The organism is Serratia sp. HNCC26DJ244, from assembly GCF_057180565.1.
This window is the reverse complement of record NZ_JBXUGO010000014.1, coordinates 99222-116036: the sequence shown is the minus strand read 5'-3', so window position 1 is coordinate 116036 and position 16815 is coordinate 99222. Positions and strand designations below refer to the sequence as shown.

The 16815-nt window shown below is 50.5% G+C and carries 13 protein-coding genes; 11 read left to right on the top strand and 2 right to left on the bottom strand.

Annotated elements, in window-relative coordinates; genetic code table 11:
* Positions 1 to 59: 59 nt before the first annotated feature.
* Complete coding sequence (gene hglS, locus AC2A06_RS12740) at positions 60 to 1472, bottom strand: 2-oxoadipate dioxygenase/decarboxylase HglS (RefSeq protein ID WP_484380530.1); 1413 nt, start codon at positions 1470 to 1472, stop codon at positions 60 to 62.
* Between the two features lie 795 nt (positions 1473 to 2267).
* Between hglS and AC2A06_RS12735 the strand changes: the two genes are divergently transcribed.
* From AC2A06_RS12735 to AC2A06_RS12720, 4 genes are all read left to right on the top strand, one after another.
* Positions 2268 to 2489 carry a cold-shock protein gene (locus AC2A06_RS12735; protein WP_023489339.1) on the top strand — a complete coding sequence of 74 codons (222 nt, stop codon included), beginning with the start codon at positions 2268 to 2270 and terminating at the stop codon, positions 2487 to 2489.
* A 465-nt stretch (positions 2490 to 2954) separates the two neighbouring features.
* On the top strand, positions 2955 to 3137 hold the full coding sequence (locus AC2A06_RS12730) for a Trm112 family protein (RefSeq protein ID WP_023489337.1): 183 nt from the start codon (positions 2955 to 2957) through the stop codon (positions 3135 to 3137).
* A complete protein-coding gene (kdsB, locus tag AC2A06_RS12725; protein ID WP_484380529.1) occupies positions 3134 to 3883 on the top strand; it encodes a 3-deoxy-manno-octulosonate cytidylyltransferase in 750 nt (249 codons plus the stop codon). The genes AC2A06_RS12730 and kdsB overlap by 4 nt, the downstream gene beginning before the upstream one ends.
* Positions 3884 to 3989: 106 nt before the next feature.
* On the top strand, positions 3990 to 4886 hold the full coding sequence (locus AC2A06_RS12720) for a YcbJ family phosphotransferase (protein ID WP_473195506.1): 897 nt from the start codon (positions 3990 to 3992) through the stop codon (positions 4884 to 4886).
* Here the strand turns inward: AC2A06_RS12720 and elyC are convergent, their stop codons facing one another.
* On the bottom strand, positions 4887 to 5666 hold the full coding sequence (elyC, locus tag AC2A06_RS12715; protein WP_484380531.1) for an envelope biogenesis factor ElyC: 780 nt from the start codon (positions 5664 to 5666) through the stop codon (positions 4887 to 4889). It abuts the gene before it with no gap.
* A 149-nt stretch (positions 5667 to 5815) separates the two neighbouring features.
* Between elyC and cmoM the strand changes: the two genes are divergently transcribed.
* The 7 genes from cmoM (at position 5816) to AC2A06_RS12680 (ending at position 16702) form a co-directional block, all read left to right on the top strand.
* Positions 5816 to 6601 carry a tRNA uridine 5-oxyacetic acid(34) methyltransferase CmoM gene (gene cmoM, locus AC2A06_RS12710; RefSeq protein ID WP_484380528.1) on the top strand — a complete coding sequence of 262 codons (786 nt, stop codon included), beginning with the start codon at positions 5816 to 5818 and terminating at the stop codon, positions 6599 to 6601.
* On the top strand, positions 6598 to 7920 hold the full coding sequence (mukF, locus tag AC2A06_RS12705; protein WP_023489332.1) for a chromosome partition protein MukF: 1323 nt from the start codon (positions 6598 to 6600) through the stop codon (positions 7918 to 7920). Before cmoM ends, mukF begins: the two co-directional genes overlap by 4 nt.
* Positions 7901 to 8632 carry a chromosome partition protein MukE gene (gene mukE / locus AC2A06_RS12700; RefSeq protein ID WP_484380527.1) on the top strand — a complete coding sequence of 244 codons (732 nt, stop codon included), beginning with the start codon at positions 7901 to 7903 and terminating at the stop codon, positions 8630 to 8632. The genes mukF and mukE overlap by 20 nt, the downstream gene beginning before the upstream one ends.
* On the top strand, positions 8629 to 13083 hold the full coding sequence (gene mukB / locus AC2A06_RS12695) for a chromosome partition protein MukB (protein WP_473195504.1): 4455 nt from the start codon (positions 8629 to 8631) through the stop codon (positions 13081 to 13083). Before mukE ends, mukB begins: the two co-directional genes overlap by 4 nt.
* Positions 13084 to 13247: 164 nt before the next feature.
* Complete coding sequence (ldtD, locus tag AC2A06_RS12690; protein ID WP_484380526.1) at positions 13248 to 15089, top strand: L,D-transpeptidase; 1842 nt, start codon at positions 13248 to 13250, stop codon at positions 15087 to 15089.
* Between the two features lie 326 nt (positions 15090 to 15415).
* A complete protein-coding gene (gene mepK, locus AC2A06_RS12685; RefSeq protein ID WP_484380525.1) occupies positions 15416 to 15964 on the top strand; it encodes a peptidoglycan L,D-endopeptidase MepK in 549 nt (182 codons plus the stop codon).
* Positions 15965 to 16054: 90 nt separating this feature from the next.
* A complete protein-coding gene (locus AC2A06_RS12680; RefSeq protein WP_484380524.1) occupies positions 16055 to 16702 on the top strand; it encodes an MBL fold metallo-hydrolase in 648 nt (215 codons plus the stop codon).
* The last annotated feature ends 113 nt before the right edge of the window (positions 16703 to 16815 follow it).

The window sequence follows — 16815 nt, the reverse complement described above, 5'->3', positions numbered from 1 at the left end:
CATAAGTCAAACCCCTAAATAATTGTGCCTAATCTGCATCATACCCATCTTTAGCACGATTAGTCGCCGCCATTTAGAGTATGAACCCCTAATGCCTGCGCGCAAGCCGCTAAAGAGCGTTGTTGTGTCTGTTGGTACAGTTGCTGCTCATCAATGACTTTAGCCCCTAACGCCTGCTCAAAAGCCATACGGCTTGATGCGGAATCATATTGTGCACGCTGGCTGTCACCCAGATTAGATTGAAAAATACCAGCCGCGCTGACGGGGAGAAAATCCTCATAGACCAGCGGTTGACAGCGGATGTAATCCAGCGCGATCAGTTGTTCGAGCGTCGCGTGCTGGTCCAGAGCCTCTTTGGCTGCCAATCCACATTCGGTAGGGAAATAACGGAACCAGGCCAGTTGTTGCTCACGTAATGTTTGGTAATCGTCTGGGAAACCCTGGAAGTGATCTGCCAATAATTGGTTATATTGCGCCGCATTGCTTTCGGTCGGTGTTGCTTGAAAGCGGTCATTGGTCGCTTGCAGCAACTGATCGTAAAGTGCCCGTCCTTTGGGCGTTAAAGCGGCGCCACGCTGTTCAATTTCACCGAAGCGGGCAGTATGGTGCCCGGCAATCTGGCGGCCATCTAGCTCAACGAAAAGCACCTTTTCCTCCAGTGCTTTGAAGCTGGTCTGCCGTAACAAAACAGGGCACTTGCGCAGTGGTGGGCCTTCAATCACTGCTTTAGGGCAAATGCCGCGCTCAGGCATGGCAGACTGAACCCGGTCAATGTCCAGCGTTCTGGGTGTTAAGTGGTTGATATGCGGCCCTTTGAAGGCGACAACATCGGCAATTAAACGATGTTGATCGTGCAATTGTTGATATTCGCTCGCGCTGACTGTGGCCACACTATGCCAACGGAAGGTTTCAAGGGCTTGTTCAACAAACTCATTGGCTTGCTCAGTGGTTAATCCGCCCTCAGCCTCGTGTAGTGCGATCAGCTCCTGTGTTCTGGTGGTGAAAATAGAACGCTGTGCCAGTAACTTTTCAGCTTGTTGGCGCAATGGCGGGTTTTCGATCAGTTCAAGCCTGAGTAACGAAGTGAACACGCGAAATGGGCTGACTTCCAGATCAGACTCGTGTACCGCACGAAATGCAGTTGAATGGACAGGCACTCCTGCAGTTGACAAGTCATAGTAACCGACCGGTGACATCCCCATCACGTTGAACAGCTGCCGCAACGTTTGTAACTCTTGCGCTGTTCCGACACGGATAGCGCCATGGCGCTCCATTGTTAACCGGCCAATCTCGCCAGTAATTTGCAGGCAGTGCACTAAAGCGGCATCTTCACTCAACATCTGTCGGTTGGTTTCCGCTACTAGATCAAGTAATTCGCCGTACAACGGAACCTCTTTCTGATACATGGCCGAGAGAGCCCGCGAGAATTTGGCGCGAATGTCATTAGGTGAGACGAAAGGCGAGCCACTCATATGCTTGCTCCTTAACGTTAAGAATTTGAAAACTCGGTCTTGCGCTGCGCGGATAATAGGGTAACCGGCAGAAAGCATTGTTCGTCATACTTGAGTTCATTCAAACGGTTGGGGAGTCGCTTAGCTCCTGACTATAATTCAACTTATCTAGAGTATAATCACTGGGATAAAATGTTATGGTGTAATTTATTGAGAAAAATGTGATAAACCTCTTGTATTGATTAATGGTTTATGAGTTAATGCGTCTCCCCTTGCTATGCAGCTGGGTTTGAGTTTAGAAAAATAGGGTTTAGAAAGTAAGAGTTAGAAGTTAAGATTTAGACGCTAAGATTTATGAAGTTAGCGTTAAGCAGTTCCTCGCCAGATGTCATCATCCGATTACGCTGCAAAGATGAACCTCCTAAGTCCTTCCTAATAAGTAATGATTCTGAAACCAGTGATTTGCCGGAAGATAGCTTTCATAACTGTATTGATACTCAAAATAATTCCAGTGGTTTGACAAAACGCTGAGCATTGGTGCTTGTCCCAGTCAGGGTGGAACCCAGAGGGGCAGGTCACAGAACATGGCTGACAAACATGCAACATAAAGTAGGTTTATTTGTCATTAAATTGCCATATTGCTGGAATAGGCTTGCTTTATTGAGCAAGTGATCGCGTATTAACAGTAAGTGCTAGTACGTTTTTTATTTTTGCCCACGAGAGCTCTGTCACCAGAAACTCAAGTAGGGGCTGATAGCATCCGGACGATAATAAAAAAAGTGTTGTTAAGGGTGCACAAATGTAAGGAATTAAATAATGTTTAAAAATAGTGGATTAAAAATGGGCCGAGTGAAATGGTTTGATCAGGCTGAAGGCTATGGTTTTATTTCTCCGGTCGATGGTAGTGACGAAATTTATGTTAGCCGTCGGGCGATCGCCAATACCAACAAAAAATCGTTAAACGAAGGCCAGAACGTTGAGTTCTCAATTTATCGTAGTTCTCACGGGCTGACCGCAGCAGACGTTATCGCGTTCTGATCCCCACTTTCTCACCAGTGCCGGAGTCGCTCCCCTATGCACTGGTGATGAAAACCCCGCCAATATCCTCTATACACGTCATACTTCAAGAGGCAGTGGTGTTGGCTGCTGTTACTCGTCTCATCCATGAGACTCGCCCCTTACGGCGCCGCCGCCAGCGGCGTTCAAATCCGCTGCATACGGATTTGTCGTTCACCCTAGTCACATAGTTAGCTATGCTCCTAGGGATTCGCTCAGTTGCCGCCTACAAGCAACTCGAATTATTTTGTGTATCTACCTGTGACCAATCAAGCCGCGCAGTTAGCCACCGCATGGGGGCAGTGGCGGGATGAAAATGCTTAAATACGCACCTGGCGATGATTTAGCTCATTCCTTAAGTTGATCAGACGATGATTAAATAGTGCTATAGCGTTATGCTATTCTCTGACAAAATTCCCTGAAGATAGCTCTTCCCTTGGAGAAAGCATGGATCACCGTTTACTCGAAATCGTTGCCTGTCCGCTGTGCAATGGCAAGCTCTATTACAATAAAGCTCATCAGGAGCTGGTTTGCAAATTGGACAGCCTGGCCTATCCATTGCGCGATGGCATCCCAGTATTGCTGGAGAATGAAGCGCGTTCACTGTCATTAGATGAGAAACCTGCATGAGTTTTATTGCTATCATTCCTGCGCGTTATGCCTCTACCCGTTTGCCGGGTAAACCCTTGGCGGATATTCACGGAAAACCGATGGTGGTGCATGTGATGGAACGTGCACGTGAATCGGGTGCGTCTCGCGTTATTGTCGCCACTGATCATCCCGATGTGGCGCAAGCGGTAGAAATGGCGGGGGGTGAGGTGTGTATGACCCGTGCTGACCATCATTCCGGTACTGAACGCTTGGCGGAAGTGATTGAAAAGTACGCCTTTGCGGATGACCAAATTATCGTCAACGTACAAGGGGATGAGCCCCTGATCCCGCCGGTTATTGTACGCCAAGTGGCAGAAAATCTGGCGGCTTGCCGTGCTGGCATGGCGACGCTTGCCGTGCCGATAACCACGGCGGAAGAAGCCTTTAACCCGAATGCGGTTAAAGTGGTGATGGATGCACAAGGGTATGCCCTCTATTTTTCCCGCGCCACCATTCCTTGGGATCGCGAACGTTTTGCCCAATCGAAAGCGAGTATCGGCGATAGCTTATTACGCCACATTGGTATCTACGCGTATCGTGCCGGGTTTGTGCGCCGTTACGTCAGTTGGCAACCTAGCCTGCTTGAACAGATTGAATTACTCGAGCAGTTGCGTGTGCTGTGGTACGGCGAAAAGATCCACGTTGCGGTAGCCCATGCTACCCCGAGCGTCGGGGTCGATACGCCAGAAGACTTACAGCGGGTGCGAGACAGTTTAAAGTCGTAAGCCGGTTTTGGCCGGACAACAATGTTATACCCAAGCCGATTCAAGCGCAGCGCATACCGCGACCGCTTGAATGGCGGGTTTTTCTTAATCTGGAGGACCCCATCCCATGGAGCAGTTGCGTGCCGAATTAAGCCTTGTTTTGGGGGAGCCGATTAGTCGCTTGGAGCGCGTCAGTGAGCAGCCCTATGCGCATATGTATTCATTGTACGACCAGCAGGATCATGCGATCCCGTTGATGGCGAAAAGTTATGTTTGTGAAGGTATTGCACAACAGGAAGCCTACAAACTCTCGATGCTGTCACGTGAAGGGGATATACGCTTACCCACGGTTTTTGGTGTGGTCTATAGCCATCAGTCCTCCTATAAAGAGATCATGCTAATCGAACGGTTGCGTGGTGTCTCGGTTGAAGCCCCAACGCGGACACCTGACCGTTGGAATGTTCTGATGGAGCAGATTATCGATGGGGTATTAGCCTGGCATCGTATTGATAGCCATGGCTGTGTCGGTACTGTAGATAGTACGCAGGAAAATGACTGGTTCAGTTGGTATCAACAGCGTGTCGAAGTTCTGTGGTCCAGCGTGAGCAATATGAACTCACCGTTATTGACCATGGCGGACCGTCGTCTGCTATATCGCACGCGTGAAATGTTGACGACGTTTTTTGCTGGTTTTGATGACCCTTGTGTGTTGGTTCACGGTAACCTTTCGTTACGCAGTATGCTCAAAGATGTCAAAACCGACCAATTGCTGGCAATGCTCAATCCAGGAATGGTGCTGTGGGCACCCAGAGAATATGAGCTGTTCCGGCTGTGTGAAGCAGGTATGCCTGAACAGTTGCTGTTCCGTTACTTACAACGAGCGCCAGTAGCCGACTCTTTTTTATGTCGGCGTTGGTTATATGTGGTGTGGGAAGCGGTGGCGAGAATGATCCATACCGGCAAGCTCGACCGGCCGCTGTTCGATCAAGCATCGAAACAATTGCTGCCTTGGCTGGCCAATTAATCATTCCTGTTCGCTGGCGCTATTATTGCTGCTTTTTAACCGCTGCCAGAGCCTACCCAGGGTTTCATATACTGCGCGTTCGCTGTGGCCAAGGAACATGGCAGATGGCATCACGCGATCCCAGATGTTCAAGGGGGAGCTGATCGCCAACTGGTTGGCAGGTGCCGGGATAGGGTGTAACCCAAGCGCGGTAAAGAACACCATGGCACGTGGCAGATGATTGGCCGATGTCACCAGAAGAAAAGGCTGTTGCCCGACTAATTTAGCAACCTGTTCGGCTTCTTGCTCGGTGTCTAACGGGCTCTCCAGCATGACAATATCGCTAGCGGGAACCCCCAGGCTTTCAGCGACACGGGCTGCGGTGGCAGCGCTACTCAAGGTATTGGCACCACGTCCGCCAGTAAACACCATCTTGCTACCAGGATGTGCCAGATATAACCTGACACCCTCGGTGACCCGTGGCAGGCTGTTGTTAAGCAGATTTGAGCTGGGTGCCCAATCTGGATTAAACGTGTAACCGCCACCCAGCACGACGATATAGTCAATCGGGTCGTTGCCACGATAGGTCATATAGTCTGATTCCAGTGGGCGTAACAGGCGATCGGCGATGGGTTGCAGGCTGAGTAGCAGTAACAGCAACCAACTGAGGCTTAAAATAATTTTGCCGCTTTTTTGCCAGCGAGTGAACCACAGCAGTGACAACGCCAGCCCCATCAGCAATAACAACATGGGCAGGGGCATCATCAGGTTGCCGATGAGTTTTTTTAGATGAAATAACAGCAAAAAACGCTCCTTTTGGGCGAAAAAACGCCATTCAGGCGCAATTATGTCGTAAGAAGATTTATTCTAAGCCAGTCTGTGCAAAAATAGCAGGTTTGAATGGGGGTATTTTGCTGCAAACCAAGATAGAATCAGCGGAGCCGTTGAGCATGCATGATCGCAATTTTGACGATATAGCTGACAAGTTTGCACGTAATATTTACGGCACCACCAAGGGGAAAATCCGTCAGGCGGTGCTCTGGCACGACTTGACCCAGTTGTTGGCCCAGTTGCCGCAGCGGCCGTTGCGTATTCTGGATGCCGGTGGCGGAGAAGGCCATATGGCTTGCCAACTGGCTGAATTAGGGCATCAGGTCTTGTTGTGTGATCTTTCTGGTGAGATGATCCAGCGTGCTGCGTTGCTGGCAGAGCAGAAAGGTGTGCGCCACAAGATGCAATTCATACAGAGTTCGGCACAAGAGATAGGTCAGCATTTGGAACAGCCCGTTGACTTGATCTTGTTTCATGCGGTGCTGGAGTGGATTGCGCAGCCGCAAGCGGCATTGCAGGCGTTATTTGAATGCCTGTCACCCGGTGGCGCACTGTCGCTGATGTTTTTTAACGCCAACGGGTTGTTGATGCGCAATGTGGTGTTGGGTAATTTCCAACTGGTCGACCCTGAAGTGAGACGGCGTCGCAAACGTTCGCTTTCGCCGCAGTATCCACTGAATCCACCCCAGGTTTATGGTTGGTTGGAACAGATGGGGATGCAGATTTCAGGGAAAACCGGCGTGAGGGTTTTCCATGATTATCTGCAAAGCAGGCAATTGCAGACACAAAAATTTGACGAGTTACTGGCGCTTGAGCAGCACTATTGCCGGCAAGAACCGTATGTGAGTTTGGGGCGCTATATTCACGTCATGGCGCATAAAGCAAACCTGAAGGACGAACTATGAGTGAGTTTTCCCAGACTGTACCCGAACTGGTCGCCTGGGCACGGAAAAATGATTTCTCTATTTCGCTCCCGACTGAGCGTCTTGCGTTTCTGCTCGCCATCGCCACGTTAAATGGTGAGCGGTTGGATGGTGAGATGAGCGAAGGCGAGCTGGTTGATGCATTTCGCCATGTCAGCAAAGGGTTTGAACAGACGCATGAAACTGTAGCGATACGTGCTAACAATGCGATAAACGACATGGTGCGCCAGCGTCTGTTGAACCGGTTTACCAGTGAATTGGCGGATGGCAACGCCATCTATCGCCTGACCCCACTGGGCATCGGTATTACCGATTATTATATTCGTCAGCGTGAGTTTTCTACTCTGCGCCTTTCCATGCAACTATCCATTGTGGCGGAAGAGCTCAAGCGTGCAGCAGATGCGGCGGAAGAGGGCGGCGACGATTTTCACTGGCATCGTAATGTCTTTGCCCCATTGAAATATTCAGTGGCGGAGATTTTTGACAGCATTGACTTGACCCAACGCCTGATGGATGAACAGCAGCAGAGCGTCAAAGAAGACATCGCCGCGCTGCTCAATCAAGATTGGCGCGCAGCGATCTCCAGTTGTGAGTCGCTGCTATCGGAAACCTCTGGGACCTTGCGTGAATTACAGGATACGTTGGAGGCCGCAGGTGATAAACTCCAGGCCAATTTGTTGCGTATTCAGGATGCCACGCTGGGTGATGGGGAGTTAGGGTTTGTTGATAAGCTGGTATTTGACCTGCAAAGCAAACTAGACCGCATTATCAGTTGGGGCCAACAAGCCATCGACCTGTGGATCGGTTATGATCGTCATGTTCACAAGTTTATCCGTACCGCTATCGATATGGATAAAAACCGCGTATTTGCCCAACGCCTGCGTCAATCAGTACAAAATTATTTCGACTCCCCCTGGGCGCTGACCTTTGCCAATGCCGAGCGTCTTTTCGATATGCGCGATGAAGAATTGGCACTGCGTGGTGAGGAAGTGACCGGTGAATTGCCACCGGATCTGGAGTATGAAGAGTTCAGTGAGATCCGTGAACAGCTGACATTGATGATTGAACAGGCACTGAAGGTTTATCAGGAACAAAAAATGCCGCTCGATTTAGGCGCAGTGATGCGCGATTATCTGGCGCAATACCCGCGTGCGCGTCATTTTGATGTCGCTCGTATTGTGGTCGACCAGGCAGTGCGCCTTGGTGTGGCTGAAGCTGATTTTTCAGGGTTGCCAGCCCGTTGGCAGGCAATCAATGATTACGGAGCCAAGGTGCAGGCCCATGTCATCGACAAATATTGAACAAGTAATGCCAGTCAAGCTGGCCAAGGCATTATCAAACACGCTGTTCCCGGCGTTAGACAGCCAATTACGTGCCGGCCGTCATATTGCTATTGATGAGTTGGACAACCATGCTTTCCTGATGGATTTTCAGGACGAGCTGGAATCATTTTATGCACGTTACAGCGTAGAGTTAATCCGTGCACCGGAAGGTTTTTTCTACTTGCGCCCTCGCTCCACGACGTTGATCGCCCGTTCAGTGCTTTCCGAATTGGATATGATGGTGGGCAAGATCCTCTGTTACCTCTATCTCAGCCCTGAGCGTCTGGCGCACGAGGGGATTTTCAGCCAGCAAGAACTGTATGAAGAATTATTGAGCCTGGCAGACGAGAATAAACTGCTTAAGTTTGTTAACCAGCGTTCCACCGGTTCGGATCTTGACCGGCAGAAACTGCATGAAAAAGTGCGTGCTTCCCTCAATCGCTTGCGCCGCTTGGGGATGGTCTATTTTATGGGCAATGACAGCAGCAAGTTCCGTATTACCGAGGCGGTGTTCCGCTTCGGCGCTGATGTGCGCAGTGGTGATGACCCACGTGAAGCCCAATTGCGCATGATCCGTGATGGTGAAGCAATGCCGGTGGAAAACAGCCTGTCATTAAATGATGAAACCAACGAGGCGGAAGAGGTTGCAGCAGAAACCATCACCGACAGTGCAGAGGATGAACAGGAATGATTGAACGCGGTAAATTTCGCTCGCTGACGCTGGTTAACTGGAATGGTTTCTTTGCCCGGACCTTTGATTTGGATGAACTGGTGACTACCCTGTCTGGGGGGAACGGAGCCGGTAAGTCGACGACCATGGCGGCGTTTGTGACTGCGTTAATTCCCGATCTGACGCTGTTGCACTTTCGTAATACCACCGAAGCCGGGGCGACCAGTGGCTCGCGCGACAAAGGGCTACACGGTAAATTACGTGCAGGTGTCTGTTATGCCACGCTGGATGTCGTCAACTCGCGCCATCAGCGGGTGCTGGTGGGGGTGCGCTTACAACAGGTAGCCGGGCGTGATCGTAAAGTGGATATCAAACCGTTCACTATCCAGGGCTTGCCGACCGCCGTGCAACCGACAGAGCTGTTAACCCAGATGGTGGGTGAACGCCAGGCGCGGGTGCTTCCGTTACAAGAATTAAAAGAACGTGTCGAAGAGATGGAAGGGGTGCAGTTCAAGCAATTCAACTCCATCACTGATTACCATGCCTTGATGTTTGATTTGGGGGTGATCCCCAAACGTTTACGTTCCTCTGCGGATCGCAGCAAATTTTACCGCCTGATTGAAGCTTCGCTGTATGGCGGTATTTCCAGTGCTATTACCCGCTCGTTGCGTGATTATCTGTTGCCAGAAAACAGCGGGGTGCGCAAAGCCTTCCAGGATATGGAAGCGGCATTGCGTGAAAACCGCATGACGTTGGAAGCGATTCGTGTCACCCAATCGGATCGTGATCTGTTCAAACATCTGATCTCTGACGCGACATCTTATGTGGCTGCCGACTATATGCGCCACGCCAATGAACGCCGCATCCATCTCGATGGTGCGCTGGTATTGCGTAATGACCTGTTGGGTAGCCGTAAACAGCTGGCCAATGAGCAATTGCGCCACGTTGAAATGGCGCGGGAATTGGCAGAACAAAGTGCGGCAGAATCGGACCTGGAAACTGACTATCAGGCCGCCAGTGATCACCTCAATCTGGTGCAGACGGCGATGCGTCAGCAAGAGAAGATTGAACGCTATCAAGGGGACCTGGAAGAGCTGACTTACCGCTTGGAAGAGCAAAATGAGGTGGTGGAGCAAGCGGCTGAACAGCAGGCGGAAAGCGAGGCACGCAGCGAAGCGGCAGAGCAGGAAGTTGATGAGCTGAAAAGCCAACTCGCTGATTATCAGCAAGCTCTGGATGTGCAGCAAACCCGGGCAATTCAGTACCAACAGGCATTACAAGCCTTAGAGCGCGCTCGTTCGTTGTGCCAGGTTAGTGACCTGACAGCAGAAAATGCCCATGAGTGGTTAGATACCCTTCAGGCACGTGAGCAGGAAGCGACTGAAGCCCTGCTGATGTTAGAACAGAAACTCAGTGTGGCTGATGCTGCACACAGCCAGTTTGAACAAGCTTATCAACTGGTGTGTAAAATTGCTGGCGAAGTCAGCCGCAGTGAAGCCTGGCAAAGCGCACGTGAATTATTACGTGATTGGCCTTCACAGCAGCATCAGGCAGAGCGGGTGCAACCGTTGCGTATGCGTTTGAACGAACTGGAGCAACGCCTGAATGCACAACAGGATGCTGAACGCCTACTGCAAGAGTTCTGTAAACGTAACGGGGAAACCTATCAACCCGATGAACTGGTCACGTTGCAGCAGGAGTTGGAACTGCGCCTGGAGTCATTGTCGCAAAGCGTCAGTGAAGCAGGTGAGATCCGTATGGAGATGCGCCAGGAACTGGAGCAGATTCAGCAACGTATTAAAGAGTTGACCACACGAGCGCCGATTTGGCTGGCGGCTCAGGATGCCTTGCATCAGCTTGGTGAACAGAGTGGGGAAACGTTCGAAGATAGCCAACAAGTGACTGAGCATATGCAGCAGTTACTGGAGCGTGAACGTGAAACCACCGTTGAGCGTGATGAGGTTGCCAGCCGCAAACGGGAAATTGAGGGGCAAATTGAGCGTCTTAGTCAGCCCAGTGGTGCCGAAGACCCGCGTTTGGTCACGCTGGCTGAACGGTTTGGTGGTGTGCTGTTATCGGAAATATATGACGATGTCACCCTGGATGACGCCCCTTATTTCTCTGCGTTGTACGGCCCGTCACGCCATGCGATTGTGGTACCGGACCTGTCGTTGGTACGCGAACTGCTCGAAGGGTTGGAGGATTGCCCTGAAGACCTTTACCTGATTGAAGGGGACCCACAGTCATTCGATGACAGCGTATTTGCTGTTGAAGAACAGGACAAGGCGGTGGTGGTGAAGATAGCGGACCGGCAGTGGCGTTATTCCCGTTATCCAGAAGTGCCGTTGTTTGGCCGTGCCGCGCGTGAAAATCGCTTGGAAGTGCTGTATGCCGAACGTGACAGCTTGGCTGAGCGTTATGCTACCTTGTCGTTCGATGTTCAGAAAACGCAGCGGGCCCATCAAGCTTTCAGCCGTTTTATCGGTGCCCACTTGGCGGTGGCGTTTGATGCGGATCCTGAGGCAGATATTCGCACGCTGCACAGTCGTCGTGGTGAAATTGAGCGTGCGCTGAATAACCACGAAGCACAGAATCAACAGCAGCGGCAGCAGTATGATCAGGCCAAAGAGGGCGTCGCTGCACTGAACCGCCTGATACCGCTGGTCTCATTATTAAATGATGAAACCTTGCTCGATCGCGCCGAAGAGCTCCGTGAAGAACTGGAAGAAGCACAGGACGCGGCGCGTTATCTGCAACAACATGGCGCCTCTTTAACCAAATTGGAACCCCTGCTGGCGGTATTACAAAGCGACCCCGAACAACACGAGCAGTTACAGCAGGACTATATCCAGGCACAAGCCAGCCAGCGCCAGGCCAAGCAACAGGTTTTTGCTTTGACTGAGGTGGTACAGCGCCGTGCGCATTTTAGCTATAGCGATTCTGCGGATATGCAGAACGCCAACAACGACCTGAATGATAAACTACGTCAACGGCTGGAACATGCCGAAGCTGAACGTAGCCGCGCCCGTGAACAGTTACGTCAGTACCAGAGCCAATATACCCAGTACAGTCAGGTGTTGGCTTCGCTGAAAAGCTCCTATGATGCCAAGCGCGACATGCTCAAAGAGTTGAGCCAGGAACTGGTGGATATTGGGGTCCAGGCGGATGCCAATGCCGAAGTGCGTGCACGCACTCGTCGCGATGAACTGCATGCATTAGTCAGTAATAACCGTGCGCGCTGTAGTCAGCTAGAAAAACAACTGACGTTCTGTGAGGCTGAAATGGATAGCCTGCAGAAGAAACTACGTAAGCTGGAGCGCGATTATTATCAACTGCGTGAGCAGGTGGTGAGCGCTAAAGCGGGCTGGTGTATGGTGATGCGTCTGGTGAAGGACAATGGGGTGGAGCGTCGCCTGCATCGTCGCGAATTGGCCTATATGGACGGTGACGAGCTGCGCTCTATGTCGGATAAGGCGCTGGGGGCGCTGCGTCTGGCGGTCGCGGATAATGAACATTTGCGTGATGTGTTGCGCTTGTCTGAAGATCCCAAACGGCCAGAACGTAAAATTCAATTCTATATTGCGGTCTACCAGCATCTGCGTGAACGTATTCGTCAGGATATCATCCGTACTGACGATCCAGTGGAAGCCATCGAACAGATGGAGATCGAACTGGCTCGTCTGACCGAAGAGTTGACGGCGCGTGAGCAAAAGCTGGCGATCAGCTCAAAGAGTGTGGCGAATATTATCCGCAAGACCATTCAGCGTGAACAGAACCGTATCCGTATGCTGAACCAAGGCTTGCAAGCGGTTTCTTTCGGCCAGGTAAAAAGTGTACGGCTGAATGTCAATATACGGGAAGCCCATGCGACGTTACTGGATGTGCTGTCTGAGCAGCAGGAACAGCATCAGGATCTGTTCAGCAGTAACCGGTTAACCTTCTCTGAAGCCTTGGCTAAACTCTATCAGCGCCTGAATCCACAGATTGATATGGGGCAACGGACACCGCAAACCATTGGTGAAGAGCTGTTGGATTACCGTAATTATCTGGAGCTGGAGGTGGAAGTATTCCGTGGTGCTGATGGCTGGTTACGTGCCGAGAGTGGTGCTTTATCCACCGGGGAAGCGATTGGTACCGGGATGTCAATTCTGGTGATGGTGGTACAAAGTTGGGAAGAAGAGTCTCGCCGTTTGCGTGGTAAGGATATTTCACCTTGCCGCTTATTGTTCCTGGATGAGGCTGCCCGTCTGGATGCTAAATCCATTGCGACATTGTTTGAGCTGTGTGATCGTCTGGAAATGCAACTGATCATCGCTGCGCCAGAGAATATCAGCCCGGAAAAAGGCACTACCTATAAGTTGGTACGTAAAGTGTTCCAGAATCATGAGCACGTACACGTTGTGGGTTTACGCGGTTTTGCCAGCGACCAGCCTGCATTGAGCACGACCGTGGCGGAAACGCCGCAAGCTTGAAACAGGCGCTGATGACCGGGAAATAGCTGCCAGTCTTAGGGCAGCTATTTTTGTGTCAATTGGCGATATTTTTACAGCCAAGATCAAATAAGGCTGTTCTATTTGTATACTAAAGAAAGTTGCGTGTATTGGTAGTATTTTTGTGAGCCTACAGGGGGCGAGGGATGTTGCGGAAAAATGGATACAGAGTACGACGTTTGGTATTGAGCTACGCAATTGCGTCTGGTCTTGCCCTATCGTTTTTTGCTGGTGCGACCGAACAGGTACCACAGGTTGTCTCATCACCATCTGCTCTCTCGGTGGAACAGAGTCGAACAGAACTGCTTGCGGCGCTGCCAAAAAATGTGGTGCCACACTATATGGAGACGCTGGCACCGTTGTATGCGGCCAACCAGATGCAGCCGATGTGGCAAGATAGCCAGGCAATATTGCAATTTCAGCAACAACTTGCTGAGTTGGCTATTTCCGGTATACAGCCGCAATTCATCGAATGGGTGAAATTACTCACCGATCCTGCAGTGAGTGATATGGCCCGTGATATTGTACTGTCTGATGCGATGCTCGGTTATCTGCAATTTGTCTCGTCAATAGAGGCCAATGGCAGCAACTGGCTGTATAGCAAGGTACCTTATAAATTGGCGGTACCGCAGAACCCGGTGATCAATCAGTGGCAGCTTGCTGTACAACAAGGTAACACGCTGAGTTATGTTAATTCATTGGCTCCGCAGCATCCGCAATATGAGAGAATGCATCAGGCGTTGCGCGACATGCTGGCAGATAGTCGGCCATGGCCGGTGGTGCTCAATAAGGTCAGCTTGCGTCCTGGGCAGCAGAGTGATGATATTCCTGCATTGCGCGAGATCCTGAACCGTACCAGCATGTTGACGGCCCCAGCGGGAGATGCCCCCCGCTCTACCGAGGTTATTAATACTGCAGTGACTACGCCACCGGTAGTGGTTGATGACCTTTCGGTGGATGAAGAGAAGAACCGTGATGCGGCAGCAACCGTCGTCAGTCCGGCTATTGCATCGACTCAAGATTTAGCTTCTTCGACCAATACGCCAGCGCATCAGACGAAGTCTGTTTCAGCAACAGATAATCGCTATACCGATGATTTGGTTGAAGGTGTCAAACGTTTCCAAACTTGGCAAGGGCTGACACCGGATGGGGTGATCGGTCCTCGGACCCGTGAATGGCTCAACGTTTCACCACAAATGCGTGCTTCATTGCTGGCGTTGAATATCCAACGCTTGCGCATCTTGCCTGGGCATGTGGACACCGGCATTATGGTGAACATCCCTAATTATTCTTTGGTTTATTACATTAATGGTACTGAAGTGCTCTCTTCACCGGTTATTGTCGGTAGACCGAGCCGGAAAACGCCATTGATGAGTAGCGCGCTGAATAATGTGGTGGTTAACCCGCCATGGAATGTGCCAGTCAAGTTAATCCGCGAAGATATCGTGCCAAAAGCCATGCATGATCCCAGCTATTTCCAGAAGCATGGCTATCGCGTGTACTCCGGATGGAGTCATGATTCGGAAGCTATCGATCCGGCAATGATTGATTGGAGCATTACTTCTCCGCGTAACTTTCCTTATCGTATTCAACAGGAACCTGGCACCAGTAATTCGCTCGGGCGCTTCAAGTTTAATATGCCAAGTTCGGATTCTATCTATCTGCATGACACGCCGAACCGTGGTTTGTTTGCGAAAGATATTCGGGCGTTAAGTTCGGGATGTGTCCGTGTTGGCAAAGCCTCAGATTTGGCTAATATGCTACTGCAAGATGCCGGCTGGAATAACACGCGGGTGTCATCAACGCTTAAACGGGGCAACACCACTTACGTCAATATTCGCCAGCATATACCGGTTCAGCTCTATTATCTGACGGCTTGGATCGCTGATGATGGCAAGCCGCAGTTCCGCACAGATATTTACGACTATGATGTGACAGTAAAATCCGGGGTGCAGATTTTGGCTCTGGCTGAGAAGTTGATGCAGTAATATCCCTTTCCCCAGTAGGGTATTTGATGACCTGACTGGGGAACCTCTTTCTTAAACCCATGATACCTATCGGGGTGATAGGCGAGTCTGCTTTGGCCCCAACAGTTATGCGTTTTTTATACAGCTTGAATGGCAACACAGTGCGCCATTTTTTTTGTTAGAGCTTGTAAACGGCGGTGTATCGCGGGTTGACTCAGCTTGCGCGTGCGGTTATGGTGCTCACTGCTTGTGTTTTTATACCCAGGATGTTTCCGATTATGCACAAGTGATGATATGAATCATCTTGGGTATATATTTTGATATTATTGTCGAGTTTAAAAAGGATTATGGACAAAATTGACCATCATCGCCGTAAATGGCTGGCGTTTGGTATGGCCACCATGGGCATCGCACTGCTCCCTGGGCAGGCGCTTGCCAGCTTTTCAACTGCTCGCCCGCGTATTCTGCTGTTGAACAACCTGAATACAGGGGAATCCATCAAGGCTGAATTCTTTGATGGCAAACGTTATAACAAAGCAGAATTGGTAAGGCTGAACCATTTATTCCGTGATTATCGCGCCAATAAAACGAAAACCATTGACCCGGGTCTGTTTGATCAGCTTTATCGCCTGCAGGTGATGCTGGGGACCAAAAAACCAGTACAACTGATTTCTGGTTACCGTTCACTAGAGACCAATAGTGAAATGCGTGAGCAGCGTCGTGGTGTGGCTAAACAGAGTTACCATACCAAAGGGCAGGCGATGGATTTCCGTATTGAGGGGGTCCAATTGAGTAATATCCGCAAAGCGGCGCTGAAACTGCGCGCGGGCGGAGTAGGATATTATCCACGCAGCAACTTTGTACATATTGATACCGGCCCGCTACGTACCTGGTAATCGGCGCCTAACTCAAAAATACCCATCGCCATTCACGTTGCTGTTCTCCGGTAACCTGAATTGCGATGGGTTTATCGTTATTGGAGTGTTATGAAATACCACATTATTCCTGTCACGGCATTCAGCCAAAATTGTACACTGCTCTGGTGTGAGGTGACCAAACAGGCCGCCTTGATTGATCCGGGTGGTGATGCAGACAGGCTCAAGGCTGAAGTCGCCAAAATGGGGGTGCAGGTTAGTCAGATCCTGTTGACCCATGGGCACCTTGACCATGTGGGAGCCGCCGTTGAAATGGCACAACACTATCAGGTGCCTATTTATGGCCCCGATAAAGAAGATGCTTTTTGGCTGGAAAACTTACCTGAACAGAGCCGCATGTTTGGCCTTGAAGAGTGCCAGGCGTTTACCCCAACCCAGTGGTTATCAGAAGGGGACAGTGTGCAGATTGGTGAGCATTCGCTGAATGTACTCCATTGCCCTGGCCATACACCGGGCCATGTGGTGTTTATCGATGCAAAATCTCGTCTGGCATGGGTAGGGGATGTGTTGTTTAACGGTGGTGTTGGCCGCAGTGACTTCCCACGCGGTAACCATGAGACGCTGATTAACTCAATCCGCACTAAATTACTGCCGCTAGGCGACGATATGGCGTTTATTCCTGGTCATGGACCAATGTCTACATTTGGTCATGAGCGCCAAACTAACCCCTTCTTGCGCTCAGAACCGGCCATTTGGTAACTGACTTAGCCAGTAAACAATTAACCAGCCGATAAAATCATATAAAATTAAAGTTAAGTTAAAACCAAGGGGGCGCATTTGCGCCCCCTTGGTTATTACAGCATGTTATTGCA

Excerpts from the sequence above, each read along its gene's own strand:
- AC2A06_RS12730 (WP_023489337.1), top strand. The coding sequence starts at position 2,955 with ATGGATCACCGTTTACTCGAAATCGTTGCCTGTCCGCTGTGCAATGGC.
- cmoM (WP_484380528.1), top strand. The coding sequence starts at position 5,816 with ATGCATGATCGCAATTTTGACGATATAGCTGACAAGTTTGCACGTAAT.
- mukE (WP_484380527.1), top strand. The coding sequence starts at position 7,901 with ATGTCATCGACAAATATTGAACAAGTAATGCCAGTCAAGCTGGCCAAG.
- mukF (WP_023489332.1), top strand. The coding sequence starts at position 6,598 with ATGAGTGAGTTTTCCCAGACTGTACCCGAACTGGTCGCCTGGGCACGG.
- hglS (WP_484380530.1), bottom strand. The coding sequence starts at position 1,472 with ATGAGTGGCTCGCCTTTCGTCTCACCTAATGACATTCGCGCCAAATTC.
- mepK (WP_484380525.1), top strand. The coding sequence starts at position 15,416 with ATGGACAAAATTGACCATCATCGCCGTAAATGGCTGGCGTTTGGTATG.
- AC2A06_RS12735 (WP_023489339.1), top strand. The coding sequence starts at position 2,268 with ATGTTTAAAAATAGTGGATTAAAAATGGGCCGAGTGAAATGGTTTGAT.
- kdsB (WP_484380529.1), top strand. The coding sequence starts at position 3,134 with ATGAGTTTTATTGCTATCATTCCTGCGCGTTATGCCTCTACCCGTTTG.
- mukB (WP_473195504.1), top strand. The coding sequence starts at position 8,629 with ATGATTGAACGCGGTAAATTTCGCTCGCTGACGCTGGTTAACTGGAAT.
- AC2A06_RS12680 (WP_484380524.1), top strand. The coding sequence starts at position 16,055 with ATGAAATACCACATTATTCCTGTCACGGCATTCAGCCAAAATTGTACA.
- ldtD (WP_484380526.1), top strand. The coding sequence starts at position 13,248 with ATGTTGCGGAAAAATGGATACAGAGTACGACGTTTGGTATTGAGCTAC.
- AC2A06_RS12720 (WP_473195506.1), top strand. The coding sequence starts at position 3,990 with ATGGAGCAGTTGCGTGCCGAATTAAGCCTTGTTTTGGGGGAGCCGATT.